Origin of the sequence: Streptomyces prunicolor, assembly GCF_045162825.1 — a bacterium.
GTDB lineage: Bacteria > Actinomycetota > Actinomycetes > Streptomycetales > Streptomycetaceae > Streptomyces > Streptomyces prunicolor.
Genome location: NZ_CP108676.1, coordinates 3,583,259 through 3,609,929 on the forward strand (window position 1 = coordinate 3,583,259; position 26,671 = coordinate 3,609,929).

24 protein-coding genes are annotated in these 26,671 nt (G+C 69.0%); 10 read left to right on the plus strand and 14 right to left on the minus strand.

Translation table 11 applies throughout. The features are described from left to right. The 4 genes from OG588_RS16055 to OG588_RS16070 all read right to left on the minus strand — a co-directional run bounded on the left by OG588_RS16055 (window position 1) and on the right by OG588_RS16070 (window position 4,628). Window positions 1-978, minus strand: coding sequence for an SCO2522 family protein (locus tag OG588_RS16055; protein ID WP_405947890.1), 978 nt, complete (start codon window positions 976-978; stop codon window positions 1-3). Next, the gene (locus tag OG588_RS16060) at window positions 975-1,883 is read right to left on the minus strand and encodes an SCO2523 family variant P-loop protein (protein ID WP_405947891.1); all 909 of its coding nucleotides are present in this window, start codon (window positions 1,881-1,883) and stop codon (window positions 975-977) included. The genes OG588_RS16055 and OG588_RS16060 overlap by 4 nt, the downstream gene beginning before the upstream one ends. A gap of 3 nt (window positions 1,884-1,886) precedes the next feature. Continuing rightward, window positions 1,887-3,731, minus strand: a complete 1,845-nt coding sequence (locus OG588_RS16065; RefSeq protein ID WP_405947892.1) for an SCO2524 family protein — start codon at window positions 3,729-3,731, stop codon at window positions 1,887-1,889. 72 nt (window positions 3,732-3,803) lie between these two features. Beyond that, window positions 3,804-4,628 (minus strand): SCO2525 family SAM-dependent methyltransferase, encoded by an 825-nt coding sequence (locus tag OG588_RS16070; RefSeq protein ID WP_405947893.1) that lies wholly within the window; start codon window positions 4,626-4,628, stop codon window positions 3,804-3,806. A gap of 256 nt (window positions 4,629-4,884) precedes the next feature. On the opposite strand from OG588_RS16070, the gene OG588_RS16075 reads away from it, so the two are divergent. Further along, complete coding sequence (locus OG588_RS16075) at window positions 4,885-5,406, plus strand: GNAT family N-acetyltransferase (RefSeq protein WP_405947894.1); 522 nt, start codon at window positions 4,885-4,887, stop codon at window positions 5,404-5,406. A 194-nt stretch (window positions 5,407-5,600) separates the two neighbouring features. Beyond that, window positions 5,601-6,173 (plus strand): class I SAM-dependent methyltransferase, encoded by a 573-nt coding sequence (locus OG588_RS16080; RefSeq protein ID WP_405947895.1) that lies wholly within the window; start codon window positions 5,601-5,603, stop codon window positions 6,171-6,173. On the opposite strand, the gene OG588_RS16085 is transcribed toward OG588_RS16080, so the two are convergent. Then, window positions 6,147-6,626 (minus strand): protein phosphatase, encoded by a 480-nt coding sequence (locus OG588_RS16085; protein ID WP_405947896.1) that lies wholly within the window; start codon window positions 6,624-6,626, stop codon window positions 6,147-6,149. The two genes, OG588_RS16080 and OG588_RS16085, sit on opposite strands and share 27 nt — an antisense overlap. Window positions 6,627-6,737: 111 nt before the next feature. Here OG588_RS16085 and OG588_RS16090 point away from each other — a divergent pair, with 111 nt between their 5' ends. Together OG588_RS16090 and OG588_RS16095 are read left to right on the plus strand one after the other, a co-directional pair. Then, window positions 6,738-7,532: a pectate lyase gene (locus OG588_RS16090; protein WP_405947897.1), complete on the plus strand. Its 795-nt coding sequence runs from the start codon at window positions 6,738-6,740 to the stop codon at window positions 7,530-7,532. An 11-nt stretch (window positions 7,533-7,543) separates the two neighbouring features. Continuing rightward, window positions 7,544-8,359: a GH12 family glycosyl hydrolase domain-containing protein gene (locus OG588_RS16095; RefSeq protein ID WP_405947898.1), complete on the plus strand. Its 816-nt coding sequence runs from the start codon at window positions 7,544-7,546 to the stop codon at window positions 8,357-8,359. Between the two features lie 20 nt (window positions 8,360-8,379). Here the strand turns inward: OG588_RS16095 and OG588_RS16100 are convergent, their stop codons facing one another. Further along, window positions 8,380-9,093, minus strand: a complete 714-nt coding sequence (locus OG588_RS16100) for a FadR/GntR family transcriptional regulator (RefSeq protein ID WP_405947899.1) — start codon at window positions 9,091-9,093, stop codon at window positions 8,380-8,382. Between the two features lie 224 nt (window positions 9,094-9,317). Between OG588_RS16100 and OG588_RS16105 the strand changes: the two genes are divergently transcribed. The 5 genes from OG588_RS16105 (at window position 9,318) to OG588_RS16125 (ending at window position 16,313) form a co-directional block, all read left to right on the plus strand. Continuing rightward, window positions 9,318-10,952: an ABC transporter substrate-binding protein gene (locus OG588_RS16105; protein WP_405947900.1), complete on the plus strand. Its 1,635-nt coding sequence runs from the start codon at window positions 9,318-9,320 to the stop codon at window positions 10,950-10,952. 18 nt (window positions 10,953-10,970) lie between these two features. Further along, the gene (locus OG588_RS16110) at window positions 10,971-11,930 is read left to right on the plus strand and encodes an ABC transporter permease (RefSeq protein ID WP_405947901.1); all 960 of its coding nucleotides are present in this window, start codon (window positions 10,971-10,973) and stop codon (window positions 11,928-11,930) included. Further along, on the plus strand, window positions 11,930-13,936 hold the full coding sequence (locus tag OG588_RS16115; protein WP_405947902.1) for a dipeptide/oligopeptide/nickel ABC transporter permease/ATP-binding protein: 2,007 nt from the start codon (window positions 11,930-11,932) through the stop codon (window positions 13,934-13,936). The genes OG588_RS16110 and OG588_RS16115 overlap by 1 nt, the downstream gene beginning before the upstream one ends. A gap of 386 nt (window positions 13,937-14,322) precedes the next feature. Then, window positions 14,323-15,381 (plus strand): oligopeptide/dipeptide ABC transporter ATP-binding protein, encoded by a 1,059-nt coding sequence (locus OG588_RS16120; RefSeq protein WP_405947903.1) that lies wholly within the window; start codon window positions 14,323-14,325, stop codon window positions 15,379-15,381. Next, complete coding sequence (locus OG588_RS16125; RefSeq protein WP_405947904.1) at window positions 15,378-16,313, plus strand: dihydrodipicolinate synthase family protein; 936 nt, start codon at window positions 15,378-15,380, stop codon at window positions 16,311-16,313. The genes OG588_RS16120 and OG588_RS16125 overlap by 4 nt, the downstream gene beginning before the upstream one ends. 42 nt (window positions 16,314-16,355) lie before the next feature. On the opposite strand, the gene OG588_RS16130 is transcribed toward OG588_RS16125, so the two are convergent. Together OG588_RS16130 and OG588_RS16135 are read right to left on the minus strand one after the other, a co-directional pair. Next, window positions 16,356-17,048 carry an SDR family NAD(P)-dependent oxidoreductase gene (locus OG588_RS16130; protein ID WP_405947905.1) on the minus strand — a complete coding sequence of 231 codons (693 nt, stop codon included), beginning with the start codon at window positions 17,046-17,048 and terminating at the stop codon, window positions 16,356-16,358. A gap of 118 nt (window positions 17,049-17,166) precedes the next feature. Further along, the gene (locus tag OG588_RS16135; RefSeq protein WP_405947906.1) at window positions 17,167-18,000 is read right to left on the minus strand and encodes a helix-turn-helix domain-containing protein; all 834 of its coding nucleotides are present in this window, start codon (window positions 17,998-18,000) and stop codon (window positions 17,167-17,169) included. Between the two features lie 147 nt (window positions 18,001-18,147). Here OG588_RS16135 and OG588_RS16140 point away from each other — a divergent pair, with 147 nt between their 5' ends. Next, the gene (locus OG588_RS16140; protein ID WP_405947907.1) at window positions 18,148-18,471 is read left to right on the plus strand and encodes a putative quinol monooxygenase; all 324 of its coding nucleotides are present in this window, start codon (window positions 18,148-18,150) and stop codon (window positions 18,469-18,471) included. 71 nt (window positions 18,472-18,542) lie between these two features. On the opposite strand, the gene OG588_RS16145 is transcribed toward OG588_RS16140, so the two are convergent. The 6 genes from OG588_RS16145 to leuA all read right to left on the minus strand — a co-directional run bounded on the left by OG588_RS16145 (window position 18,543) and on the right by leuA (window position 26,568). Next, a complete protein-coding gene (locus OG588_RS16145; protein WP_405947908.1) occupies window positions 18,543-19,736 on the minus strand; it encodes an exo-alpha-sialidase in 1,194 nt (397 codons plus the stop codon). An 85-nt stretch (window positions 19,737-19,821) separates the two neighbouring features. Then, window positions 19,822-20,499 (minus strand): response regulator, encoded by a 678-nt coding sequence (locus OG588_RS16150; RefSeq protein WP_405947909.1) that lies wholly within the window; start codon window positions 20,497-20,499, stop codon window positions 19,822-19,824. Further along, window positions 20,496-21,665, minus strand: coding sequence for a sensor histidine kinase (locus OG588_RS16155; protein WP_405947910.1), 1,170 nt, complete (start codon window positions 21,663-21,665; stop codon window positions 20,496-20,498). The genes OG588_RS16150 and OG588_RS16155 overlap by 4 nt, the downstream gene beginning before the upstream one ends. A gap of 42 nt (window positions 21,666-21,707) precedes the next feature. After that, window positions 21,708-23,780 (minus strand): MMPL family transporter, encoded by a 2,073-nt coding sequence (locus OG588_RS16160; protein ID WP_405947911.1) that lies wholly within the window; start codon window positions 23,778-23,780, stop codon window positions 21,708-21,710. A 150-nt stretch (window positions 23,781-23,930) separates the two neighbouring features. Further along, window positions 23,931-24,638: a TerB family tellurite resistance protein gene (locus OG588_RS16165; protein ID WP_405947912.1), complete on the minus strand. Its 708-nt coding sequence runs from the start codon at window positions 24,636-24,638 to the stop codon at window positions 23,931-23,933. A 196-nt stretch (window positions 24,639-24,834) separates the two neighbouring features. Further along, on the minus strand, window positions 24,835-26,568 hold the full coding sequence (gene leuA, locus OG588_RS16170; protein WP_405947913.1) for a 2-isopropylmalate synthase: 1,734 nt from the start codon (window positions 26,566-26,568) through the stop codon (window positions 24,835-24,837). Between the last annotated feature and the right edge of the window lie 103 nt (window positions 26,569-26,671).

Genomic DNA, 26,671 nt, shown 5'->3' on the forward strand with positions numbered 1-26,671 from the left:
TCAGAGTCCGGGCGGAAAGATGTAGAAGGCGCGGTCCGCGATCTGGGCGGGTATGTCGATGCCCTCCCGGCCGGAACGCTGGGCGACCTGCTGGAGCGCCCCGCTGTCCGCGTGCACCTGGTCGAGGATGACTCGGACGGCGTGTTCGACGGGCAGAAATCGGGTCGGTAACACGGTGCAGGTGAAGTATGCGGTAAACGGTGCTGCCGACGGTGTGAGCTGAAGCAGCGGTGGCAGGGCGTCCCACTCGTGCGGAAAGCCGTCGGAGTTCCAGAGGTGGGGGTGCGGTACCGGCCTGCCGTCGTCGCGCAGCAGTCCGAGGCGGGCCAGTTGCCAGACCGCGGCAAGGAAGGGACACGACCATGTGCGTCGCTCGTCGTGTTCGTCCCACAGCTCGACATCCATGTGGATGGAGTGCCGGACGGCTCCGGTCTCGCTGGGCGGCTTCCAGACGGTGGCCGTCATCGCGGCAGAGGTGCGCAGGGCGGGTGTGCGCTCACCGTTGGTGAGCCAGCCGGTCTGGCTGACGGGGGGACGGAAGCCGTTGCTCCCGGGCGGCGGCGACTCGACCAACCGCCGCATCACGGATTCGGCGAGTTGGACGTCCTTTGCGAGCCGAGCATCCTCGGCGACGGCGCAGCCCGACTCACGGGCCACGTAGTCGATGGCAAGTCCAGCTTCCTCGGCGGCGGCGAGCACCTGCGGCAGGAGTTCAGCAGGGGTGGAGAAACGGGTGAAGTAATCGTCGATGAGGAAACAGGTGCTGAGCCGGAGTGTTCGGCCACCTGTGAGAGCGGCGACACCTGCCCGGGCCGCGTCCAACCAAGGCCGTACGGCCACGAAGTGCGCGCGCAGACGCTCGGGGCCCTCCTGGAGGTCCTCCATGTGCAGATGCCCGAGTTCAAGGGAGAGATGGGAGAGCGGCACGGACTCGGTGCGCGGCTGGGCGCTGGTCTCCCGAAATACGGGTTCCGTCACGGCCGCCCCCAGTGTTTGTCGTCGGTCAGTCTCCCGGCGAGTTCCACCAGCGCCTGCCAAGTCTCCATACTCGCGATCCGGCTGTCGAGGACGTCCTCGTCGGTGATGAGCTGTTCACGCCACAGGAGCACGGGTTCCAGAGGTACGGATCCCAGGACGCGGGTCTTCCCCATGCCGCGCGCGCCCGCCCTGTTGTCGAGCTCCTCGTCGTATTTACGCATCCACACGGACAGGGTGGGCGGCACCTGGGACCACAGGGGCGAGTTGAGGCCGGGCACCGCCGCTCGTACGAAACGGATGGCGCCCGCGAGCGTTTCCTCGTCATGGCCCATTTCCCCGCCGGCCTTCACCATGCCGGAGACGAGTTCGGCTGCGGCCATCACATGCTGCCGAGTCCAACGGTGGAAGATCAGCCAGCGGGCCTGGACACCCCGCATCTCGGGCCGGGCGATCGCGCGCAGGGCCATGTCCATCGCATAGCTGCGCCCGGCGCTCAGATCCACCACGATGATGTCGAACTCTGCGTTCAGCCGAAGGAAGAGATCGACACAGCGGTGCAGGTTCTCCTCGTCGGTGACGAATTCGCCGCCGCCGCGATCTCCGGGCAGCAGCACCAGGCGGCCTGAGCCGCTCGGCCGGTTGCGCAGCACCGTGTGCTCGGTGTCTGCCCAGACGTCGACCCGGGCCGGCTCGCCGATCAGGCCCCTCAGATAGGAGTGCAGGCCCAGTCCCTCGCACCCTTCCAATGCCTTGGGAACGTCGAAAACGGCGGCAGCGGTCGGCGAGCCGAAGTCGAAGTCCACGTAGCAGACCTCGTCACCGCCGAGCGCCCGGTGATAGGCGAGGTTGGCGCTGGTGACCGAACGGCCGGTGCCTCCCTTGTCGGAGGCTGCGAAGATGAGCACGGTTCACCCTCCCGGACGCACGGCGTTCCTGGCGCGTGCCAGGGCGTCGAGTTCGCTGAGTACGTCGAGGGCCAGCGCGTAGGCTGTGCCCGGCTGTTCGTCGAGGAGCTGCCGGGCTCTGCGGAGGTTTACTTCGATGCCCTTCAGGGCCAGGCCTTCCTGGGTGTTGTGCGGAGGCGCCGGCTCCATCTGCTGCTTGCCGAGGAGATGAGTGGACTCGCTGAGCAGGGCACGTGCGAGGGTCGCCAGTTCGGAGCTACGGATCGGAGGCTGCGTGTAAAGCTGCCGCGCGGCGACCATGCACTCGATGACGCGCTCGGTGATGCTCCAGGACAGCGGCACTTCGGCGGCCGGTGAACCGGGGTAGACGGCACGGACGTTGTCCCACAGGCCGGCCCCAACACCGTCTCCGATACGGCGGCTCCACAGGTGGTCCAGAGTCTGCTCGGCAAGCCGGAGCAAGCGGTCGTGCGAGGCTGGGTTGCGCGAGAGCACGCACAGCTGAATGCTCCGCTTCAGCAGCTGCGCCGAGAAGTCCGTCATCGTCCATTGCATGGCCGGGCCCTTGGCGTCGCTGCCCTCCAACGGCAGGGTGACGCCGGGGTTGTGGAGCAGGACGGCCCGGTCCTCCCGGGTCACCCTGCTGGTGATCCGACCGCGTTCGGCGAGACGTTCCATGACGGCGACCGTGCGGGTGAGGTCGTCGTCGGTGGCACGGCGACTCAACAGGTCGTGGACGAGGAGGGCTGTGACGGAGAGTGAGAAGTACTCCGACTCGACCCGCTGCTGACCCGTGGTTCGCCAGGGAATGTCCTCCAGCGGCCACACGTCGTCGCCGAAGCGGGCGATGCCCGACCAGTACTGCCTGGTGATTTCCCAGCGGAGACGCAGGGCCTCGGCGAGCTTCTGCTGCTCGGGGTTGAGCAGGCCGAGGACGAGGGTGCGTTCCGAGAAGAGGTCCTGGATGCCGTCAATGGCCACGACGGTGAAGTAGAGATACGGAACGGCGTGAGCAACGCCTTCGGGTTGAGAGCCGATCTGTTCGGTGGTCTTAACCTCCGGCGCGTCTTTCACCAGGCTCCAGGCCCAGCCGCACTCAAAGAGCTGGCTCTCGTCCCTGAGGCGCTCCTCGACTTCGAGGCCGAGGACGAAACTCTCGCTGATCGTGGCGCGCAGCGCCTCGAAACGGTTCTGGAACTGCTGGAGGACCAGCCGCTCGGACAGCCGTCCCTGGCCCAGGAGCCGACAAAGTGTCCGGCCCTGCGGGGAGTCGGTGTCGAAGACGTTGACGGTGAAGGAGCGCAGGAGGCTCACCATCGCGGCAGTGAGCCGAGTGCTGGTGGCGGTTCTGAGTTCCTGGATCCGCCTCTTCACATCGGTCCGTTGCGTCTTGGTCTCGTACGCCTTCAGGAAGTCGAGGATGGCCAGGCAGAGGGTCACGGACATCGAGAAGGAGTCGACGACGCCCAGTTCGCGTTGTTCCTTGGTGAGTTCGTCCCTCGGTTGTTCGGGGACGAAGTAGTAGCCGCCCCCGAAAGCCGACGTCTCGTCATCGCCGGTGTACTTGTCCATGAACTCGGACAGGACCGCAACCAGGTTTCCGGGGACCTCCGTCGCCCCTCCGGCCCGTTTCAGAACCCTTTGGACGTCGTCCTGGGTGGTGTTCGGATCGTCGAGCCGGAATGCCGGGATTTCGGTGGCCGGATACATGAGACAGAGCAGCCGCTCGGCATCCGCAACACTGCTGCGACCGCCCCATTCACCCCAGTCCCACGCACCACTCGCGAAAGAGTGACGAGCAATCGCCTGCCAGATGTCCAGCAGCTGCTGACGCGGCTTGATCTGCATGCCCCATGCCCCTCAAACAGGTCCTCTCGGCCCGACCGAGAGCGGATCAAGAACCGGGCGGGTTCGCCCTCATCAGATGTTCCACCATTTCAGACGCACTCGTTCATCAAAAAAGGAATTCCGAGTTCCACAGGCCACGATCATCCTCGTGTAACCGTCCCGCAGCAATCCACCTGGTTTACCCACCGGGAAGGTCTTGACGTCATCCGAATAACACCCCAGAACATCTTCGATATTCGACTGACTGACGGAATAACAGGCGGGAAACCATTCCGTGCCGACTTTATAACCTTCGGAGTGCTCCATGAATGCAGCGGCAAAAGGGGCACGAGGCTTGAGGGAACTCATGAAGGAACCCGTCCCGAGCCTGAATTCGTCATAGGATGTGGACATCGACTCGGCAACGAAGAACATGGTGCCAATGGACCAGCGCCCCTGCTTTCGGTGAAGGTCGAAAAGATTCCCCGGCTTGACACGAACGGTCTTCCCGAACCTCGCCCTGGGGTCCACCCCGAGGCCGCTGTAGGCCCGCCCCTTGTCATCCTCCTGAAGTGCCGTCCAGAACTGGTCCCAGGTGGGGTCAAAGTGCTGCTTCTGCTTCTTGAGGTACCCCACATTGGCCGACGAGCGTTCGAGCAGGGTGATCTTCTTGCACCAGGGAAGCATGGCGAGCGCGGGGTACAGGTTGGCTCCGGCGCCCACATCGATACCGGAAAGCCGCCTTCCGGAATTCCCACGGAAGTGATCTTCGAAGTGATCTCGGACGATCGAGATGATCTCCTCATCATCCGGGTGCAGGATACGATAATTGCGGTCAATGTACGCTTCGGGGTCAAAAGAGTCCCAAGGGGCGTCATCGTTCAACTTCTGCTCGCCACTCGGCGATCTCAAGGCCATAGCCCAATGTAGCAACAGCATACCTACCCGACACCCCTTTTGCGCACATTTTCTTTAGAAACCTTTGACCTGATGCACGGCAGGGCCTCAATAACAGGCCAGCTTTGGGGCCAAATTGCGCCTTGAACGAACAGTTGCGACCAGGAATGATGGTCGGGCCCGAGCTGATCGCATCCGAAACAGACTGCGAGCCACCCCGATCGCATTCACCCGTACGTGACGGCACCTCTTTGACTCCTCTCACAAAGGGGACGATATGCCTCCTCTCCCCGGAGACCGATTCCCGTCCGTCACCGGCTCCGCCCTGCGACGACTGGAGCCCGGAGACCGCCACCTGCGGATCAGACCGGGCACTGAAGCGGACCTGCCGGAAGTCGTCCGCCTGGACAAGGAGGCCTTCCCCGAGGGCCCGTACCCCTTCGACGTACTGCGGCAGTGGCTCGACGTGTGCGAGGACCGGATGCTTGTTGCCGACGATGGCACCACCCTGCACGGCTACATCGCGGTGGCTGCCACACCGAATGCCACGCGCACCTGGATTCTCAGCCTCGCCGTGACACCGAGTCGGCGCGGCCGTGGAGTTGGCCGGCAGTTGATGCTGGAGGTGCTGCGACACCTGCGCACCGACGGTGTACGCGAGGTCCGGCTGACAGTGGAGCCTTCCAACACCACCGCCATCGTGCTCTACAGATCCCTGGGCTTCGTGCCGATGGGAGGCGCCCGCAAGAACTACCTCGGACCGGGCAAGGACCGACTGATCCTGGCGCTGTCCCTCTGATCTGCCATAAGCCTCGGGAAAGTACGTGAAGGGCAGGATGCCAGTGCGTGCCAAAGGCCGTCCCGCGCGGCATGGCGAACTGGCCGACGAGGATGGCCGTGTCGAACCGGCGCCCCCGCTCCTGTCCGTTCCACGACATGACACGGCAGCCTAGCCCGTGGCGGACAGCCCCCTGCCCCGCCTAGCGTCGACGTATGCCGATGAACCGAGCCCACCGCAAGCTGTGCAGCTCCGAGGGATGGGCGCAGACGACCAAGGACCGCATACTGCCCTGGGCCCTCGAACACATCGAACTCGGCGCGGACGTACTGGAGATCGGCCCCGGCTACGGCGCCAACCTCCGCGTCCTCGTCGAGCGGGTCGACCATCTCACCGCCGCCGAGATCGACGCCGACACCGCCCGCCTGCTGCAGTCCCAGTGGGGCGACCGGGCCGCCGTGCTCCACGCGGACGGTGCCGAACTGCCGCTGCCGGACGGGGCGTTCGACTCCGTCGTCTGTTTCACGATGCTGCACCATGTGCCCACGGCCGCCCACCAGGACCGCATCTTCGCCGAGGCGTTCCGCGTGCTGCGCCCCGGCGGCACGTTCGCGGGCAGTGACAGTCAACCCAGCTTCCGTTTGCGGGTGTTGCACTTCCGGGACACGATGAACACCCTCGATCCGGCGACGCTTCCCACCCGACTGGAGCGGGCCGGCTTCACGGACGTGGCGGTCGACCTGCACCCGGAGGGCGGTGGCCTACGCTTCCGGGCGCGCCGCGCCTGACTCGCCTACCGCACCCGAGGGCGCCCCGAACCGCCGTACGTACCGCCGCTGCCACGGCGTCTCCACCGCGTGCCGGTCGTAGTGGGCGCGGACGTAGTCGACCGCCTCCCCCGGTGGCACCCCGTCGAGGATCGCGAGACAGGCGAGTGCAGTGCCGGTGCGGCCCCGGCCGCCGGCGCAGGCGAACTCGACGCGCTCGGTGAGCGACCGGTGCCAGGCGTCCGTCAGAACCGCCTGCGCCTCGGCGCGGTCGGCGGGCAGCCGGAAGTCGGGCCAGCGCAACCACCGTGCCGGCCAAGGGACTTGGGGCGGTGGGCTGCCGAGGAGATACACACCGTACGTCGGGACCGGGCTGCCGGCCGGGAGCGGTCGGCGCAGGCCGCGGCCCCGGACCAAGCGGCCGGAGGGGAGTCGCAGGACGCCGGTGGTGGTCGGGTTCCAGAACTCGGTCACGCGGTCAGCGTAGGGGCCGGCACGGCGCCGGGACGTCCGTTCGAGTGTTGCGGTCATACGTTCGGACGCCGTGGCGCGCAGGATGCGCCCATCTCTGCCAACGATCCGACTATGCACAGCCGAAAACGCACCCTGCTGCCGCTCGCCGCCCTCGTGGCCGTGGCCCTGGTCCCCTCGCTCCCCACCACCGCCGGCGCCGACTCCGCGCGGCCCGCCGCCGACTGGCCGGCCGCCAAGCGCGTCCAGCAAGTACGCGCCACCATCAAGGTCACCGGCAACCGGGACTTCGACCTCACCCGCTTCGTCGGCGCCGGCGCGCTCGGCGGCGGGGACCAGGCCGAGAACCAGCCGCCGATCCTGGAGCTCGCCGACAAGGCCACCGTCTCGAACGTGATCATCGGCTCCCCGGCCGCCGACGGCATCCACTGCCGGGGCACCTGCACACTGAAGAACGTCTGGTGGGAGGACGTGGGCGAGGACGCGGCCACCTTCAAGGGCACCGCCGCGAACCAGACCATGACGATCGACGGCGGCGGCGCCCGCAAGGCGGCCGACAAGGTGTTCCAGCACAACGGCCCCGGCACCTTCGTCATCAGGAACTTCAAGGTCGAGAACTTCGGCAAGCTCTACCGCTCCTGCGGCAACTGCAGGACGCAGTACCAACGCCATGTCGTCCTCGACAACGTCACCGTGAAGTCCCCCGGCCTCGACATCGTCGGCATCAACTCCACGCCGTACGGCGACACGGCCCGCCTGAGCCGCATCACGATCCAGGGCGACCCGGCGCGCAAGATCGTCGTCTGCCAGAAGTTCCGCGGGGTCACCTCGGGCGAACCCGCGAAGGTCGGATCCGGACCCGACGGCCGCAACTGCATCTACAAATCCTCCGACATCACCTACAAGTAGGAGCACCGACGATGTTCACCGCCAGAGCTCTCAAGGCCCTCACCACGTCGGTCGCGGCCACCGTCGCCGCCCCGCTCCTGCTCACCCCCTCCGTCGCGCGGGCCGCCGACAACTGCACCGCCTTCAACACCATCAAGGCGTCCCCGTACTACCTGAACAACAACGTCTGGGGCGCCAGCGGCGCCACCGGCAAGGAGTGCACCTGGCTCAACTCCTACCGGGGCGGCAAGGTCAACTGGGAGACGTCCTTCGACTGGTCGGGCGGCAACCCGACCGGCGTCAAGGCGTACGGCAGCATCGTGCTCGGCTGGCACTGGGGCTGGAAGGACACCACGACCAAGCTGCCCGTCCAGCTCAACAGCCGCCGCAAGATCACCTCGAACTGGGCCTTCAACATCACCCAGAACACCCCGTCCGTCATGAACGTCTCCTACGACGTCTGGTTCCACCAGAAGTCCAACCCCAACTGGGCCGACCAGCCCCACGACGAGATGATGATCTGGCTCAACCACCAAGGCGGAGCAGGCCCGTTGGGCACCAAGCGGGAGCGGGTCACTATCGGCGGCACGGCCTGGGACCTGTACGTCGGGAAGATCGTCAACAAGGACCAGGCGGGCCGCGTCACCAGCAGCTGGAACGTCTACTCGTACGTCCGCGTCGCCAACACCAACTCCGCGACCACCGACATCACCGCCATGGCCGACGCCCTCGTCCAGCGCAGACTGCTGGCCAACAACGCCTACTTGACGAGTGTCGAGGCCGGCACGGAGGTGTTCAGGGGCCGGGGCAAGCTGAGCAGCAGCTCGTACTCGGTCAACGTGGGCTGATCCCACCGCAAGGAGACCGGCTAACCCACTCCCCGCGACTCCTGTGCCGCCCGCGCCTCGATGCCGCGGAAGTGGTCCGCCATCGCGCGCTGCGCGCCCTCGACCTCGCGGGCGCGCAGCGCGGTGACGATGTCCCGGTGGCGGCGGACGGTGAGTTCGGGGTCCGGGTCGTCGGTCCAGCCGCGGGCTCCGGCGACCCGGCGGAACACCGTCCAGAAGGCGCCGAGGAGTTGGAGGACGAGTTCGTTGCCGAGCGAGGCGTAGAGCAACTCGTGGAATTCGCGGTCGAGTTCGGGGAACGGCCGGCCGGCGCGGCCTGCTTCCTCCATTCGGTTCACCACCGCTTCCAGCCGGTCCAGTTCCGGCTCGGTGACGGTGGCGGCGACCCGATGGATCAGGCCCTCCTCCAGCACCTCGCGCACCTGGAGGATCTCGGCCAGCGCGTCCGCGTCGTCCTCGTGCCGGGCGAGGGTGCGGAAGGTGAGGCCGTCGACGAGCGGGGTCAGCGAGGCGCGGCCGACGTAGGTGCCGTAGCCGTGTCTGATCTCCACGATGTCGAGGGCCTGGAGTGCTTTGAGGGCCTCGCGGACGGAGTTCCTGCTGATGCCGAGGTCTTCCATCAGCTCGGCCTCGGTGGGCAGCGGCGCACCGGGCTGGAGCTTGCGGTCGAGGATCAGCTGGACGACCTCGCGCTGTATCCGACTGTTCCTTGGCTCCCCGGACATGCGCCGCATCGTAGCCGCATCAGAGGTCCCAGGTCCCATGTCTGACCTCGGCCTGATCGGAGAGGGCGGCAACTTGCGCCATTCACGGGCGTTTTCGCGCACCTCTTCAAACTGCCATTGGTCCGACCTCTGACGGCTACGCCATTCGTGTGCGATGCCTTGACCACCCCCATGGCCGCTCTTATGGTCGCGCTGACCGCAGGACGTAGGACGTCGTACCTCCTGGAGGAACCATGCGCGAAGACGTGACCCAGAACGTGCCCGCGCTGCACCGCCGGGCGTTCCTGAAGTACTCCGGCTCGCTGGGCGCGGCGGCCGCGATCTCCTCGTCCCTGACGGCCTGTTCGTCGGGGCCGCAGTCGACGAACGACACCGGCGGCGGGGGCACCGGCAAGAACCGGACGCTGACCGCGGTGATCGGCTACGGCAACGACGGCAGCTGGGATCCGACGCAGACCGCGTCCGCGTTCGCGATGGCCGGCAACAACCACATCTACGAGGGGCTGATCGACACCGATCCGATCACCCGCACGCCGTACCCGGCGCTGGCGACCGCCGTGCCGACGGACACCAGCGGCACCTCGTGGAAGTTCACGCTGCGGGCGGGCGCCACGTTCCACGACGGGCAGCCGGTCACGGCCGACGACGTCGTCTTCGTCTTCGACCGCATCCTCGACCCGAAGACGGCGACGCTCGCGCAGGGCTTCTTCGTCAGCTGGCTGAAGGAGGTCCGGAAGATCGACGCGCGGAACGTCGAGCTGGTCCTCAAGTTCCCTTTCCCTGAAGGGATTTCACGCCTCACCCTCGCGAAGATCATGCCGAAGCACATCTTCTCGAAGCCCGGCGCCTGGGACGACGCGATCAAGGGCAAGGCGGTCGGCTCGGGGCCGTACCGGCAGACCGCGCACCACCCGAAGTCGAACACGACCTTCGCCGCGTTCACCGGCTACAACGGCCCGCGCCCGCCCGCCTTCAAGACGATGAACTGGCTGACGATCGTCGACGCGGCACCCCGCGTCGCCAAGATCTCCGGGTCGAGCGCGGGCGCGCAGATCGCCGACAACATCCCCTACGCCAACATCCAACGGCTCCAGAGCGGCGGGCTGACGGTCGCGGGCGGGGCCGGGATGAACAACCTGTTCCTGATGTTCAACACCCGGCACAAGCCCTTCGACGACGTACGGGTACGCCAGGCGCTCCACTACGCCATCGACACCGGCAAGATGGTCCAAGTGGCCCTGCGCGGACACGGAAAGCCGTCCTCGTCCTTCCTCAACGAGGGCAACCCGGCCTACCGGCGCGCGAAGACGGTCTACGACTACGACCCCGACAAGGCGAAGGCGCTGCTGAAGGCGGCCGGGGTCAGCGGGCTGAAGGTCAACATCCTTGCGGTGAACGTGAGTTGGATCGTCGACTGCCTGCCCACCATCAAGGCGTCCTGGGACGCGATCGATGTGCGCACGACCCTCTCCCCGCAGGAGACCACGGCCGTCTTCACCAAGATGGACCAGAAGCAGGACTACCAAGTGGTCGCCGCCGCCTCGAACCCCAACCAGTTCGGCCTCGACGCGGACCTGATCATGCACTACAACTACGGCCCGCAGAACCTCTGGATGGGCTACGCCCGTTGGGCCGGAAACTCCGTCGCCAAGCAGCTCTTCAAGGACATGGACCAGGCGACCCGGGAGCCGGACGCGGCGAAGAAGAAGACGATGATCCAGGACTACATCGACATCGTCGCCGAACAGGCCGTGCTCTACCCGGTCGTCCACAACGAACTGATGACCGCCTGGGACCCGAAGAAACTGACGGGGATAAGGGCACAGCCGTACCCCGGCATAAACGTCCTCCAGGCCAAGTGGGTCTAGCCGTACAGGAGTTGACCCATGGTCACCGTCGTCAGGATTCTGGCCCGCCGTATCGTCCTGCTCGTGCCGCTGATGCTCGGCATCGTGCTGTTCGTGTTCGTGGTGATGCGCTTCTCGGACGTCGACCCGGCGTCCGCGTTCTTCCAGGGCGCCAACCCGACCCCGCAGCAACTGCACGACTTCCGCGAGCGGAACGGCCTGCTCGATCCGCTGCCCCTCCGCTACGTCCACTTCGTCGGCGCGCTCCTCCACGGCGACCTGGGCACCAGCGCGCTGACCCGGGCGCCGGTCGTCGACCAGGTCACCACCGCACTGCCGCTCACCCTCCAACTCACCTTCCTGGGGCTGGGGATAGCGGTCGTGCTGTCGCTGCTCGGCGGAGTGACGGCGGCGATCTACCGGGACCGGCTGCCCGACCAGATCATCCGGGTCGTGTCGCTCACCGGGGTCGCGGCGCCCGGCTTCTGGCTGGCGCTGCTGATGATCCAGTACCTGGCCGTCGACCAGGGCTGGTTCCCGACCGGCGGCTACATCAACCCGGCGGACTCCCTCACCGGCTGGCTCAAGACGATGGCCCTACCGGCGCTCGCGCTGTCCCTCCCGGTGGCGGCCCAACTCACGCGCATCGTACGGACGTCGGTGGTCGAGGAGCTGGACAAGGACTACGTCCGGACGGCGATCGGCAGCGGCCTGCCACCGCGAGTCGTGGTCGGCCGGAACGTCCTCCGCAACGCCCTCATGAACCCACTGACCGTACTGGGCCTGCGCGTTGGATACCTGCTCGGCGGTGCGGTCGTCATCGAGACCATCTTCTCCCTCCCCGGGATGGGCAAGTTGATGATCGACGCCGTGCAGAACGGCGACCCGGCCGTCGTCCAGGGCGTGGTGCTCACGACGGCGACCGGGTTCGTCGTCGTGAACCTCGTCATCGACATCCTCTATCTGCTGGTCAACCCGCGCCTGAGGGATGCCTCCTGATGTTCACTCAGTTCCCCCAGCTCCCCCAGTTCTCCCGCAAGGGCCTCGCCGAGACCCTGTCCCGGCCCGGCATCCGGCTGCGCGGCCGGCACCGGCTGCCGCTGCTGTCGAAGGTCGCGGTGTGCTTCCTGGCGGTCGTGGTGCTGGTGGCGTTGCTCGCGCCGCTCATCGCCCCGCACGACCCGCTGGGCCAGCAGCTCCCTGTCGACGGCACCGGGCACCCGTCCGCCGACCACTGGATGGGCCAGGACAGCCTGGGCCGGGACATCCTCAGCAGGCTGATGTACGGCGCCCGTTGGTCCCTCGCGATCGGGCTCGGGGCGACCGCGCTGGCCCTCGTCGTCGGCGCGCTGATCGGCGCGGTCGCCGCGACCTCCCGCAAGGGCGTCGACGAAACGCTGATGCGCTGCCTGGACGTGGTGATGGCGTTCCCCGGCATCGCGCTCGCCGCCGTACTGGTCGCGGTGTTCGGCGGCGGGATCACCGTACTGATCTGCGCGATCGCGTTCCTGTTCACCCCGCCGGTCGCAAGGGTCGTACGGGCCAACGTACTTGACCAGTACGGCGAGGACTATGTGACCGCCGAGCGGGTGATCGGCGCCCGCACCCCGCACATCGTGATCCGGCACGTGGCCGTCAACTGCGCCGCTCCGATCCTGGTGTTCTGCACGGTGCAGGTGGCCGAGGCGATCGTGTTCGAGGCGTCGCTGTCGTTCATCGGCGCGGGCGTCCGGCCCCCGGACCCGTCCTGGGGCAGTGTCATCGCGGACGGCAAGAACATGGTGCTGACCGGGGGTTGGTGGGCGACGGTCTTCCCCGGCCTGCTGATGCTGATCACGGTCCTCTCGCTGAACATACTGTCCGAGGGAGTCTCGGACGCGTGGGCGGCACCGACCGCGCGCGAGGTGGACGTACGGCCCGACGAGGACCCGCTCGACGCGCCCGCGCCCGGCAGCGGCGAGGTGCTCCCGCTCCCCGGCCTGACGGAGGCGGCGCTACGACTCCGGTCCCGGGCACGGCCGTTGCCCGATCCGGACGGCCAACCAGTCCTCGCGGTAGAGAACTTGGCGATCGGCTTCGAAGGCCGGCACCACGGCGTGGACATCGTCGACGGCATCAGTTTCGAGGTGCGGCCTGGTGAAGTCCTGGGCCTGGTGGGCGAGTCGGGCTGCGGCAAGTCGCTGACGGCGCTCGCGGTGATGGGCCTGGAACCGAAGGGTGCGCGGGTGCGCGGCCATGTCCGGTTCAACCAGCGGCAGTTGGTGGGCGAGCCGATGCGGGTGCGCCGCAAGTTGCTGGGCCACGAGATGGCGATGGTGTACCAGGACGCGCTGTCCTCGCTGAACCCGGCGATGACGATCCGCGCGCAGCTCAAGCAGGTGATACGGCGCGGAGGGCGCCGTGGGGCGGGCGAGTTGCTGACGATGGTCGGCCTCGACCCGGACCGCACCCTGCGCAGCTACCCGCACGAACTCTCCGGCGGGCAGCGCCAACGCGTGCTGATCGCCATGGCGTTGTCCCGCGACCCGAAGCTGATCGTCGCCGACGAACCGACCACCGCCCTCGATGTCACCGTACAGGCGCAGGTCATAGAGCTACTGCTGCGCCTGCGCGCGGAGTTGGGCTTCGCGTTGATCCTCGTCTCGCACGACCTCGCGCTGATCGCCGACGTCACCGACCGGGTGGTGGTGATGTACGGCGGACAGATCGTGGAGACGGGCGTGACCGCCGACCTGGTGGAGTCGCCGGCCCACCACTACACGCGCGGTCTGCTCGGCAGCGTGCTGTCCCTGGAGTCGGCGGCCGAGCGGATGACCCAGATCAAGGGGGTCGTCCCCTCCCCCGCGGACTTCCCGGCGGGCTGCCGCTTCGCGGACCGCTGCCCGCTGGCGAGCGAGCTGTGCCGTACGACGGCGCCGGGTCTGGTGGGCCCGCGTACGCACGCGGCGGCGTGCCACCATCCGGCGGTCGACCTGGTCTCGACCGAGAGAGGGGCGGTCACGTGAGCGGGGTGGTGGTCGAGGGGGGCCGAGTGAGTGGTGCGGGTGGGTTGTGGGGCGGGTTGGGGGTGGGTGGTTTGGGTTGTGTGCGGGGTGCGGGTGAGTGGGGGCTGGTCGCGCCCGCGGCGGAGCCGCATATCGATGCAGCCCCGCGCCCCTTGGGGGTTGGGGTGGGCGGGGTGAAGGGTGCGGGTGGGCGGTCGCGCCCGCGCGGCGGAGCCGCATATCGATGCAGCCCCGCGCCCCTTGGGGGTTGGGGTGGGCGGGGTGAAGGGTGCGGGTGGGCGGTCGCGCCCGCGCGGCGGAGCCGCATATCGATGCAGCCCCGCGCCCCTTGGGGGGTTGACGTGGGGCGGGGTGAAGGGTGCGGGTGTCGAGCGGGAGGCGGACGGATGAGCGGTGCGGGTGTTGAGGTGGAGGGTGGTCAAGTGGGCGGTGTGCTGGTCGAGTTGGCCGGTGCTCATGTCGTGCACAAGGCGCGCAGTGGTGGGCTGTTCAGCCGCGATCGGGTCTACGCCCTGACCGGCGCCGATCTCACCGTCGCGCCCGGCGAGACGGTCGGTGTGGTCGGCGAGTCGGGCTGCGGAAAGTCCACGCTGGCCAAGGTGTTGGTGGGCGTACAGCGGCCGACGTCCGGAACGGTGTCCTTCCGGGGCCGGGACCTGTGGTCGATGCCGGAGGGCGAACGCCGGGCGGCCGTCGGCACGGGCATCGGCATGATCTTCCAGGACCCGTCGACCGCGCTGAACCGTCGGCTGACGATCCGACAGATACTGCGGGATCCGCTGGACGTGCACGGTCGCGGCGACAGGAGACAACGGGAGGACCGGGTAAGGGAGTTGATGTCGCTGGTCGGCCTCCCGCGTGCGCTCGCGGACGGCCTCCCCGGGCAGCTCTCCGGCGGGCAGCGTCAACGTGTCGCGATCGCGAGGGCGTTGGCGCTGGACCCCGACCTCGTGGTGGCCGACGAACCGACCAGCGCGTTGGACGTGTCGGTCCGGGCTCAGATCCTCAATCTCCTGCTGGACCTGAAGGAACGGCTGGGCCTGGCCCTGGTGTTCGTGTCCCACGACATCCAGACGGTACGGCGGATGAGCGACCGTGTGATCACCATGTACCTGGGCCGGATCGTCGAGGAGACCCCGGCCGACCGGGTCACCGACCGGGCGAGGCACCCGTACACCCGCGCCCTGTTCTCGGCGACCCCCGGTCTCCTCCACCCCATCGACCCGATCCCGCTGATCGGACCGGTACCGTCGGCGACGCGACCGCCGAGCGGGTGTCCGTTCCGTACGCGGTGCTGGAAGGCGGACGAGGTGTGCGCTGCCGCCATGCCGGACTTTTCGCCCGCGTCGACGCCGGGACATCGCTACCGCTGCCACCATCCTGTGGAGGAGGACCTGTCGACCCGCGACCTCGTTCGCCAAAGCCTCCCCCTGGAGCCTTCATGACCTTCCCCGCCCCGCTCACCGGTGTCGTACCGCCCGTCTGCACCCCCCTGACACCGGACCGCGAGGTGGACGTCCGTTCCCTGCTCAGGCTCGTCGACCATCTGGTGGAGGCCGGGGTGCACGGGCTGTTCCTGCTCGGCTCGACCTCGGAGGCGGCGTATCTGACGGACCGGCAGCGGAGGTGTGTCGTCGAGGCGGTGGTGGCTCATGTCGGGGGCCAACTCCCGGTGCTGGCAGGGGCGATCGACATGACGACGCCCCGGGTTCTGGACCATGTGGCCGCGGTGACCGATGCGGGGGCGGACGCGGTCGTAGTGACTGCGCCCTTCTACACGCGCACCCACCCCGCCGAGATCGCCCGCCACTACCGCCTGATCGCCGCCGCGTCCCCGGCCCCTGTCGTGGCCTACGACCTCCCCGCCTCCGTCCACACCAAGCTGCCCTCCGACCTCGTCCTCGAACTCGCCGCCGAGGGGGTCCTCGCCGGTCTCAAGGACTCCAGCGGGGACCTTGGGGGCTTTCGAACGGTGGTGACCGGCGCGCGTGTTGATCCGGACATCACCGGGTTCAGCGTGCTCACCGGTTCCGAGCTGTTCGTCGACTCCGCGCTGGCGCTGGGCGCGGACGGGGCGGTGCCCGGTCTCGCCAACGTCGATCCGCACGGGTACGTCCGTCTCGACACGCTGTGCCGGGCCGGGGACTGGGATCGGGCGCGTGCCGAACAGGAGCGGCTGTGCGCGCTGTTCAGGCTGGTGGGGGTGGGGGACCCGGCGCGGATGGGGGGTAGTTCGTCGGCGCTGGGGGCGTTCAAGGCGGCGCTGCATCTGCGGGGCGTGATCGAGTGTGCGGCGACCGCGGAGCCTCAGGTGTCGTTGTCGGCGGACGAGGTGGGACGGGTGGGGAAGTTCCTGGCGGCGGCGGGGTTGCTGTGACCGACCGGGATTCCCACCCACCCGTTCGAGCTCAGGGCACGTTCACCACGGAAGGTTCCCGGACCGGTCGATGAACTGTCCCGTCGGTCCGTCCGGGCCGATCGTCGCGAGGGTCACGATGGACTCCGCGCCCTCGGCGACGCTGTGTCCGAGGCCGCCGGTGAAGTCGGTCGCGGTCTGGCCGGGGTCCGCGGCGTTGACCTTCACGTCCTTCAGTTCCTTGGCGTACTGCGTCGTGAGCATCGTGACCGCGGCCTTCGAGGCGCAGTAGAGGGGCAGGGCGTACTGCGACTCGATCCGCGCCGGGTCCTGGGTCATGCCGAAGGAGCCCATCCCGCTGGACACGTTGACGATGACGGGGCTCGGCGAGTTGCGCAGCAGCGGGAGGAAGGCGTGCGTGACGCGCACGATGCCGACGACGTTCACGTCGAGCACGGCGCTCACGTCGGCCGCGGTGTATTCCTCGACGGGGCCGATCTTGCCGAGGACGCCGGCGTTGTTGACCAGGACGTCGATCGTTCCCTCGTGCGCGGCGACATCCGCGGCCGCGGCCTGGACCGAGGCGTCGTCGGTCACGTCGATCCGGACGAACCGGGCGCCGAGCGAGGCGGCCGCGGCCCGACCGCGCTCACGGTCGCGGGCACCGAGGAGGACGGTGTGCCCCGCCTCGACGAGACGACGGGCGGTTTCCAGACCGAGGGACTTGTTGGCCCCGGTGATGAAGGTGGTGGTCATGCTGGCTCCTCCTGGTCCGGACAGCACGGTCGGGCGCTGTTCACGCACTTCATGCTGGGTCCCTGGGAGGGTCGGCGGGAGCTACGGGACTTCCTGGTACGGCGCGTACCACCCGGCTTCATTTCTGCGGAGACATCCTCTGGACCCCGATGGCCGCGAGGAGTTCGAGTTTGCCGCGGGCGTCGGTGCCCGGCCGCGGCGTGTACACCACGAGGCGGAGGTTGGTGTCCTGGGTGGCGAGGATGTCGGAGTTCATGGCGATGTCTCCGACGTCCGGGTGCCGGACGAGTTTGTGCGCACTCTGGTGACCGCCCACCGCTCGGCGGCTCCACAACTCGCAAAACCGTGGGCTGAGGTTCAGCCTCGACACCAGCGCCGTGAGGTCGGGATCGTCGGGGTACCGGCTCGTCGTCGCGCGCAGGTCGGCGACGAGGGACTCCTCGAACGCCGCCCGCTCGGCCGCCGTCTGCCGGACCCGGGGCAGCTCACCCAGGAACTGCCAGACCAGGACGTTGCGGTCGCCCGCACCGTGGACCGTGGGGTCGCCGAACGTGGCCGCGAACAGCGGGTTCCAGTGCAGCAGCTGCCAGGTGGCGTCGTAGATCGCCAACGGGTTGCCGGCGAGCTGGTCCACGATCCGGTACAGGCTCCCCGGGATCATGCGCGGAACCCGGGCCGGATCCGCCGCGTGCCCGGCCATGCGCAGAAGGTGCGCGTGCTCGTCGTCGGACAGGTGCAGGGCGCGGGCCAGGGCCGAGCAGACCTGCGCCGAGGGCGTCGCCACCCGTCCCTGCTCCAGCCGGACCACGTACTCGACCGAGATGCCGGCCAGCGTCGCCAGCTCCGCGCGCCGCAGACCCGGGACCCGACGGGGTGAGCCGTGCGCGAAGCCCACCGTCGCGGGATCCAGCCGGTCCCGCCACGCCCGCAGCGCGGCACCGAGTTGATCCATGCACACCATCCTCCCGCACACCCCGCCCCACCGGGTGGTACGCGCTGTACCACGAAGCCCCGTAGCTCCCGCCGACGCTCCCCGGGGCCCAGTGTCGAGTCGTGAACAGCGCACGACCGTGCTGTTCGGACCAGGAGGAGCAGGCGCATGACCACCACGTCGAACCACTACGTCACCGTGCTGTGGGAAGCCCGGGCCAGACCCGGGAAGGAAGCCGCGATGAAGACGTTCATGACAGCCGCCGTCACCGCGTCACGCCACGACGCGGGCAACATCGACTACGAGGCCCACCAGGTCGAGGGAGAACCGGGCACGTTCGTCGTCTTCGAGCGCTGGGAGAGCCGCGAGGCCCTCGAAGGCCACCTGCACGCACCCCGTATGCAGGACCTGGTGCCCCAACTGCTGGAACTGATGGACGGCGGCATCGAGGACGGGATCCGCTTCCTGCGGCCGTTCCGCCCGGCACGGTAGGCCGACCCGGAGCACGGCCGTCCTTCGTGACCACGGGGCCCGGGAGCCCGGGAGCGGGCCCCCAGGGACGCTCACCCCCCACTCACCCCAGCCACGCCCACCCGCCGAAACTCGATCGTGTCGTACGCACTAGTCCCCCCGGTCTCGTAAAGCACCCCGACGGTGTCCTCGTCCACCGCCACCAGATCCGAGTACCCCGCCCACTCCCCCGACAAGGCGACCGCCTTCACAAAGCTCCCCCCGCCATCCGCACTCCGCCAAATCGCCATCCCCTGGCGGACATTGGGCACGGACGGCGCCGAGAACAGCAACGGAGCCCCCACGCCCGGCAGTTGGAGAACACTCCCCTCGACCACCGGCACCTCATCCAAGGTGTGCTGGATCGCGTAGGGCCGATCCAGACTCACACCCCCGTCACTGGAGTACGTGTCGAGCCGATTCCCCGCACTCGTCCCCAGTTGGTCCCGGGAGCTGAAGTACAGCCTGCCGTCAGGGAGTTCAGCGGCCGTGGATTCATTCGCGTTGCCGACCCCGTCGTACGTGGCGTCCACGAACCCCAGCCGCCACGTCTCGCCCCCGTCGTCGCTGTACAGGTCGTGCCCGCCGTAGTACTTCGCCTCCTGCCCGGTGTCGGTCGACCCGGCGGCCGGTGCGGCGGAGTGATTGGCCGGGATCACCAGCCTCCCCGCGTGCGGCCCCCGTGTCAGCGCAACGGCATGCCCGGGCCCGGTCGCGTACCAGCGCCAACTCGGCGGCTTCACCTCCCCCGTGATGTCCCGGGGCACCGAGAAGTTGCGCCCGTCGTCCCAACTGCGCTGCACGAACACCCGACGGCTCTGTTCCGGCGTGACCTCGCCCCGCATGATCCGGCCCTCGGTGACGGCACCGCTGTTGTAGGAGGTGACCAGCACGATCGCGCCGGTGCGCGGGTCGACGACGGGGGCCGGGTTGCCCCGGGTGTCTCCGTCCCCCGCGGCCACCACCGACAACGGACCCCAGGTACAGCCGCCGTCGCCGGAACGTCGGAGGACGACGTCGATGTTGCCGGTGTCGCCCGCGCTGTTGTGGCGTCCCTCGGCGAAGGCGAGGACCGTGCCCCGGTCGGTGGTGACGGTCGCGGGGATGCGGTAGGTGTCGTAGCCGCCGCTTCCCGAGACGTACGGCACGGACGACGTGCAGCCGGAGTGCGCCGAGGCGTGCCCGGCGAAAGTGATCGGGGCGACCAGTACTACGGTGACAAGAAGCGTGCGGCTCAGGATGGTCATCGCTCTCCCTCACGGAGGTCGCCCCTCATGGAGGTCGCTCCTCGCGGAGGTCGCCCTCGCGGAACGACGCCGACCTGTCTGTCCGTCACAGCCTCCCCGGTGTCACCATCCCGGACTCGTACGCCACGATCACCAATTGCGCCCGGTCCCGCGCCCCCAGCTTCCCCATGATGCGGCTGACGTGCGTCTTCGCGGTGAACGGACTCAGGCCCAACGCTTCGGCCACCTCGGTGTTGTTGAGGCCGCGCGCGACCAGCGCGAGGACTCCGCGTTCGCGTTCGGAGAGGCATTCGGGGCCGCCGGTGGCGGGCGCGACGGGGGTGCGCAGGAAACGGGCGATCAGCCGGGACGTCGGGCCCGGCGACAGCAGCGCCTCTCCGGCCGCCACCGTGCGGATCGCGTCGAGGAGTTCGGCCGGACGGGTGTCCTTGACCAGGAATCCGGAGGCGCCGGCGCGCAGCGCCTCCACCACGTGCTCGTCGGTGTCGTAGGTCGTCAGGACGAGGATCCGCACCCCGGCCAGGTCCTCGTCGGCCGCGATCAGGCGGGTCGCCTCGATACCGTCCAGGTCCGGCATACGGATGTCCATCAGGACGAGGTCGGCGCGGGTCGTGCGGGCGAGCGCGACCGCCTCGCGTCCGGTCGCAGCCTGTCCTACGACCTCCATGTCCCGCGCCGACTCGACGAGCATCGCGAACGCGGCCCGTACGAGAGTCTGGTCGTCGGCGAGGAGCACCCGGATGGCAGCGGCGGTGGCGGTCATCGTGCCTCCTCTCCGTGCGCCCGCAGCGGCAGTACGGCGCTCACCGCGAAGCCCGCCCGCTCGCCCAGCTCGTCCCGTGGCCCGGCGTCCAGCGTGCCGCCGACGCTTCGGACGCGTTCACGCATGCCGACGAGCCCGAAGCCGGGCGTGCCGTCACCGGTACCCGCGCCGTCGTCCGTGACGTCCACGCGGAGCGCGCCGTCCCGCTCGTGCACACCGACCCGGACCGTGAGGTCGGCCCGCCCGCCATGTCGTACGGCATTGGTGAGTGCCTCCTGGACTATCCGGTACGCGGCGGCGCCCACGGCGGCCGGGACACCCGCGGCGGTGGCCTCCACCGACAGGTCGACCTTCGCCCCCGCGGCCCTGGCCGTCGCGGCGAGGTCGGGCAGCGCGTCGAGGCCGGGGAGGGGGCCCCGGGTGTCCGCCGTGTCGTGCTCGCGGAGCACCTCCAGCGTGGTGCGCAGTTCGCCGCGTGCGCTGCGGCAGGTGTCGGCGATGTCGTCGAGGGCCTTGGCCACGGCGGCGCGGTCGAGGCGGTCGGGGTCGGCGGTCAGCACGTGCGCGGCCACCGAGGTCTGCACGCCGATGAGGGTGATGCTGTGCGCGAGCAGGTCGTGCAGGTCGCGGGCGATGCGCAGCCGTTCCTCGGCGACGCGGCGGCGGGCCTCCTCCTCGCGGGTTCGTTCGGCGCGCTCGGCGCGTTCGAGGGCCGTCTGCGTCAGCTGACGGTGGACGCGCAGGTAGCCGCCGAGGACGAGCATCGACACGATCCAACCCGTGATCTGGAAGCTCTCGGCGACCCCCGCCATGCCGTGGCCCGCCTTCAGCACCAGCATCAGCGCGACCACCGCACAGCCGATGGTCACCGTCCGCCGGGTGCTGCCGGTGACGGCCACTGTGTAGAGGAGAACCATGGAGGCGGCGGTCGGCGCCGAGTGGTCGTACTCCTGCTGGTGGTAGAACGCGATCAGCGGGATCATCACGCACAGCACCGTCAACGGCGCCCGTCGTCGCCACGCCAGCGGGACGTGCAGTGCTAGCAGCAACGCCCAGCCGAGCGCGTCCGGCCGCCGTCCGCTCCCGAAGCTGACGGCGACGACGGACGCGAGCACGGCGAGCCCGACGGCGAGGTACATGTCCTGCCGCCGGGCACTCAGCCTCATTGCCTGCACTGGGTCATCCTCCGCCAGCCCCGTGCGCCGCCCTCACACCGGCTCCGGCTGCCGCTCGGGACGTAGAGCCTCGGGCTTCCTCGACAGCCGCCCCGGCCACCACACCTTCCGCCGCAGCAGCACACTCGCGCTGGTCACCAGGTACGTCCGCACAAGGAAGGTGTCCAGCAGCACGCCCACCGCGATCACGAAGCCCAGCTCGACGAGTTGTACGAGCCCCATGTTCGTCAGCACGGCGAAGGTCGCCGCGAGGACCAGCCCGGCGGAGGCGATGACCCCGCCCGTGGTCCACAGGGCGGTCAGCGCGGCGGCGACCGGTTCGGCGCCCCGGATCGCCTCCTCCCGCATCCGGTGCATGAGGAAGATGCCGTAGTCGACCCCGAGAGCCACCAGGAAGACGAAGGACAGCAGGCCCAGTCCCGGGTCCGTCCCGGCGAAGCCGAACAGCGGCCCGAACACCAGCCCCCCGATGCCAAGTGCCGCGCCCCACACCGCGATCACCGCGGCCACCAGCATCAACGGCGCGACCAGCGACCGCAGCAGCACGATCAGGATCAGCAGCACGGACACGAGCACGATCGGCACGACGACCATCCGGTCCCGCGCATTGGTGTCCCGGAGGTCCAACTGCTGAGCGCTCGGCCCGCCGACGTAGGACCCCTTGAGCGTGTGCCGGAGGTCGGTGATGGTGCGCGTCTCGGCCGCCGACTGCGGGGCGCCCACGGCGGTCACGGAGATCTCCGTCCAGCCGTTTCCGCTACGGCCCTGGCGGGCTTCGGCGACACCCGAGGTCGCCCGGATCGTCGCGAGGGTCGCGTCGGTTCGGCCCGCCGGGGTGATGACGTCGATGGGCTGCGCGGAGCGTTCGGGGTAGGCGGCGGCGAGGGTGCGCATCGCGGTGACGGAGTCGGGGCGGTCGACGAAGGAGTCGTCCTGCTTGAGGGAGCCGGGGAGGTTCAACGTGCCCAGGGCGAGTGCGCCCAGTACGGCGGCGCCGGCCACGAGGACGAGCAGCGGGCGGCGTCCGGCGGAGCTGCCCATCGCCGTGAACAGGGACCGGCGGGCCTTGGGTGTGGAGCCGTAGGCCGGGACGAGTGGCCAGAAGACGCGGCGGCCCAGGAGGACGAGGAGTGCGGGGAGGAGGGTGAGCATCGCGGCGAGTGCGGACAGGACGCCGACCGTGCCCAACGGGCCCATTCCGCGGCTGGAGTTGAGGTCGGCGGCGAGCAGGCAGAGCAGGCCCGCGGCGACCGTGCCGGAGGAGGCGAGGACGGCGGGGCCGCAGCCGCGCAGGGCGGCGCGCATCGCGTCGTAGGGGCGCTCGACGCGGCGTAGTTCCTCGCGGTAGCGGGAGATGAGCAGGAGGGCGTAGTCGGTGCCCGCGCCGAAGACGAGGATCGTCATCACGCCTGTGCTCTGGCCCGAAATCGTCGTCCCGAAGGCGTGGTTGAGGCCGTAGGAGATGCCCATGGAGAGGAAGTCGCCGACTCCGGCGACCGCGAGCGGGACCAGCCAGAGGACCGGGCTGCGGTAGATGATGATCAGGAGGACGGCGACGACGGCGACGGTCGTGTAGAGCAGGGGGCCGCCGAGCGAGTCGAAGACCTTGCCGGAGTCGGTGGCCAGGGCGCCGGGGCCGCCGACGTCGACCGTCAACCCGCCTGTGTCGTGGGCGACTTGGCGGATGTCGTCGACGAGGGCGGTGCGCTTCTTCTCGTCGGTGCCGGGCCAGTTGCTGGTGACCGGGTACATGAGGGTGGTGCCGTCGGCGGAGGGGACGCCTCGCGGGGTCGCGGCCGGCGGGTGCAACGTGCCGATCTGAGCGAGCTGTTGGGCCGCCGTGGCCTTGTCGGCCGGCGTGAGTCCGGTGTCGCGGTGGTAGACGAGGACCAGCTCGGTGGTCTGGCCGCCCGGCAACTCCTGCTGGATCTTGGCCACTTGGGTGGAGTCGGCGCTCGCGGGCAGATAGTCGGTCACCCGGTCGTGCGTCACGTCACCGAGTTTCGACGCGAACGGCGAGGCCAGCGCGAGCACCCCGATCCAGAGCACGAGCATCACCCAGGGGATGGCTCGTCGGCGTGTGCTGTTCCTCTGTTCGGCCCCCATGAACGGGCCCCCCTCCGGCGCGGATGTCTGGTTGCGCTCTCCAGACTTCCGGCGCGGGCGGGGCAATTCGTCGCGCGGGAGGGCGAGTTCGGGACTACTGCCAGGGGTGTCCGTGCGGCCGTATTACTCCCTGGGGAGTAGTGGCCCGGGCTATGAGGGTGTCCGCGCCGCCGCCGCCAGCAGCCGTGTCACGTCGTCCGCACAGATGGTGAGGGCGGCTCCCACCGTCGCGAGCGCGTCGCGTTCCGCCGGTGTGTAGGGGCCGTCGGCGAGGGCGATGCGGGCACCCTGCAACAGGATCGATTCGCGTCCTGCCGGGGCGAGATGGGGAGCGAGCGGGTCCAGGGCCTCGTGCAGCTCTATGGCGAGGCCCGCACCGCTCGGTTCGCCGAAGATGCGGCCGGTGTCGGCGGCCAGGGCCTCGACGAGGGCGCCCAGCTGTTCCTCCGTGCAGTCCTGGAAGCCGGCGGCCCGCACGGTGCCCGCGGCGGCCTCCAGGGACGTACGGGCGCAGCTGCCGCCCGCGGCGAGGACCGCGAGGGCGACCGTGTGCACGGCGTCGCGGAGCATCGCGGAGAAGCGGCTCGTGGTGGGGTGGTCGAGGACGTCGGTGCCGTAGTGGCCCTGGCAGGCGGCGCACTCGACGACGGGACCGGTGTCTCCGCGCGGCAGCACCGGCATGCCGAGCAGGGTGAAGCGGCGGCGCCCGGTGAGCCGCTGGTAGTTGCGGTCGCCCCCGCATCCGGGGCAGAAGAACTCGCCGTCTCCGACGCTGGTCCACGCGGTACGGATGCCCAGCACGCGCGCCGCGCGGCCCTCATGGACCACTCGGCCGTCTCGTCCCCGTTCAGGCAGCACGTCGCACCTCCGTAACGCCGCGGCAACATCGCCACGCTGGCGTGATGTTAGCCACATTGTCGAGCCGGAGTCAGTACCCAGGACGAGACCTCTCCGTGACCTGCACACGGAATGGCCGGGAAACGACGGGGCCCCGCCCGCCGGAGACCGGCGTACGGGGCCCTTCTGCGACGAGTAAACCGCCGGTCAGGATGGTTCAGCGGGTAGCGCGGTTGACGGCCGAGACGACCGCCTTCAGGGACGCACGTGTCGTATTCGCGTCAATGCCGATTCCCCACAGGATCTTGTCGTCGATCGCGCACTCGATGTACGAGGCGGCCTGCGAGGAGGCTCCCTCGCTCATCGTGTGCTCCTGGTAGTCCAGGAGCCGTACGTCGATGCCGACGGAGCCCAGGGCGTCGAAGAACGCGGAGATCGGGCCGTTGCCGGTGCCCGTCAGGACGGTGTCGACGCCGTCGACGGTGGCCTCCACCTTGAGCGTGTCCACGCCGTCGGTGTCGGTGGTCGACTGGCCGTTCTTCACCTGGATACGGCCCCAGGCGTTGTCCGGGTTCGGCAGGTACTCGTCCTCGAAGGTCGCCCAGATCTGCTTCGGGGTGACCTCGCCGCCCTCGGCGTCCGTCTTGGCCTGAATCAGCTTGGAGAACTCGATCTGCATCCGGCGCGGCAGGTCCAGCTTGTGGTCGTTCTTCAGGACGTACGCGATTCCGCCCTTGCCCGACTGCGAGTTGACCCGGATGACGGCCTCGTAGGACCGGCCCACGTCCTTCGGGTCGATCGGCAGGTACGGGACCGCCCACTCGATGTCGTCGACCGTGACGCCCTTCGCGGCGGCGTCGGCCTCCATGGCGTCGAAGCCCTTCTTGATGGCGTCCTGGTGGGAGCCGGAGAAGGACGTGTAGACCAGGTCGCCCACGTACGGGTGGCGCGGGTGGACCTCCATCTGGTTGCAGTACTCCCACGTACGACGGATCTCGTCGATGTTCGAGAAGTCGATCTGCGGGTCGACGCCCTGGGAGAAGAGGTTCATGCCCAGGGTGACCAGGTCGACGTTGCCGGTGCGCTCGCCCTGGCCGAACAGGCAGCCCTCGACGCGGTCGGCGCCGGCCATCAGCGCCAGTTCGGCGGCGGCGACGGCCGTACCGCGGTCGTTGTGCGGGTGGATCGACAGCACCACGTGCTCGCGGCGGGACAGGTGACGGCCCATCCACTCGAAGCGGTCGGCGTGGGTCGAGGGGGTCGAACGCTCAACGGTGGCAGGCAGGTTGAGGATGATCTCGCGGTCCGGGCCGGGCTGCCAGACGTCCATTACCGCCTCGCAGACCTCCAGCGCGAAGTCCAGCTCGGTGTCCGTGAAGATCTCGGGGCTGTACTGGTAGCCGAACTCGGTCTCGGGGCCCAGCAGCTTCTCGGCGTACTCCATCACCAGGCGGGTGCCGTCGACGGCGATCTGCTTGATGTCGTCCTTGGAGCCGCGGAAGACCACGCGGCGGAAGACGGGGGCGGTCGCGTTGTAGAGGTGCAGGGTCGCGCGCCTGGCGCCCTTCAGGGACTCCACGGTCCGCTCGATCAGGTCCTCGCGGGCCTGCGTCAGCACGGAGATCGTGACGTCGTCCGGGATCGCGCCCTCTTCCTCGATGATCGAGCGCACGAAGTCGAAGTCGGTCTGGCCGGAGGCCGGGAAGCCGACCTCGATCTCCTTGTAGCCCATCTTGACCAGCAGGTCGAACATCGCGCGCTTGCGCGCCGGTGACATGGGGTCGATCAGGGCCTGGTTGCCGTCACGCAGATCCGTGGAGAGCCAGCGGGGGGCTACGGTGATCCGCTGCGAGGGCCAGGTGCGGTCGGGGATGTCGACCTGCTCGTACTGGCCGTACTTGTGGATCGGCATGGAACTGGGCTGCTGGCGATTGACGCGGCTGCTTGCCATGATGCGGGGGCTCCTCGTGGTGTCCTGAAGGACGGCCGACGGCGCAACGCCAGACTCCGCGGGGAGGGGGTCGGCCTACGACTACAGGCCCTCGCCGCGGCAG

Bases quoted from the DNA above. Each gene is read 5' to 3' on its own strand.
- OG588_RS16065 (WP_405947892.1), bottom strand. From the start codon at position 3,731: ATGCAGATCAAGCCGCGTCAGCAGCTGCTGGACATCTGGCAGGCGATT.
- OG588_RS16070 (WP_405947893.1), bottom strand. From the start codon at position 4,628: ATGGCCTTGAGATCGCCGAGTGGCGAGCAGAAGTTGAACGATGACGCC.
- OG588_RS16075 (WP_405947894.1), top strand. From the start codon at position 4,885: ATGCCTCCTCTCCCCGGAGACCGATTCCCGTCCGTCACCGGCTCCGCC.
- OG588_RS16080 (WP_405947895.1), top strand. From the start codon at position 5,601: ATGCCGATGAACCGAGCCCACCGCAAGCTGTGCAGCTCCGAGGGATGG.
- OG588_RS16090 (WP_405947897.1), top strand. From the start codon at position 6,738: ATGCACAGCCGAAAACGCACCCTGCTGCCGCTCGCCGCCCTCGTGGCC.
- OG588_RS16095 (WP_405947898.1), top strand. From the start codon at position 7,544: ATGTTCACCGCCAGAGCTCTCAAGGCCCTCACCACGTCGGTCGCGGCC.
- OG588_RS16100 (WP_405947899.1), bottom strand. From the start codon at position 9,093: ATGCGGCGCATGTCCGGGGAGCCAAGGAACAGTCGGATACAGCGCGAG.
- OG588_RS16105 (WP_405947900.1), top strand. From the start codon at position 9,318: ATGCGCGAAGACGTGACCCAGAACGTGCCCGCGCTGCACCGCCGGGCG.
- OG588_RS16110 (WP_405947901.1), top strand. From the start codon at position 10,971: ATGGTCACCGTCGTCAGGATTCTGGCCCGCCGTATCGTCCTGCTCGTG.
- OG588_RS16115 (WP_405947902.1), top strand. From the start codon at position 11,930: ATGTTCACTCAGTTCCCCCAGCTCCCCCAGTTCTCCCGCAAGGGCCTC.
- OG588_RS16120 (WP_405947903.1), top strand. From the start codon at position 14,323: ATGAGCGGTGCGGGTGTTGAGGTGGAGGGTGGTCAAGTGGGCGGTGTG.
- OG588_RS16125 (WP_405947904.1), top strand. From the start codon at position 15,378: ATGACCTTCCCCGCCCCGCTCACCGGTGTCGTACCGCCCGTCTGCACC.
- OG588_RS16130 (WP_405947905.1), bottom strand. From the start codon at position 17,048: ATGACCACCACCTTCATCACCGGGGCCAACAAGTCCCTCGGTCTGGAA.
- OG588_RS16135 (WP_405947906.1), bottom strand. From the start codon at position 18,000: ATGGATCAACTCGGTGCCGCGCTGCGGGCGTGGCGGGACCGGCTGGAT.
- OG588_RS16140 (WP_405947907.1), top strand. From the start codon at position 18,148: ATGACCACCACGTCGAACCACTACGTCACCGTGCTGTGGGAAGCCCGG.
- OG588_RS16145 (WP_405947908.1), bottom strand. From the start codon at position 19,736: ATGACCATCCTGAGCCGCACGCTTCTTGTCACCGTAGTACTGGTCGCC.
- OG588_RS16150 (WP_405947909.1), bottom strand. From the start codon at position 20,499: ATGACCGCCACCGCCGCTGCCATCCGGGTGCTCCTCGCCGACGACCAG.
- OG588_RS16155 (WP_405947910.1), bottom strand. From the start codon at position 21,665: ATGAGGCTGAGTGCCCGGCGGCAGGACATGTACCTCGCCGTCGGGCTC.
- OG588_RS16160 (WP_405947911.1), bottom strand. From the start codon at position 23,780: ATGGGGGCCGAACAGAGGAACAGCACACGCCGACGAGCCATCCCCTGG.
- leuA (WP_405947913.1), bottom strand. From the start codon at position 26,568: ATGGCAAGCAGCCGCGTCAATCGCCAGCAGCCCAGTTCCATGCCGATC.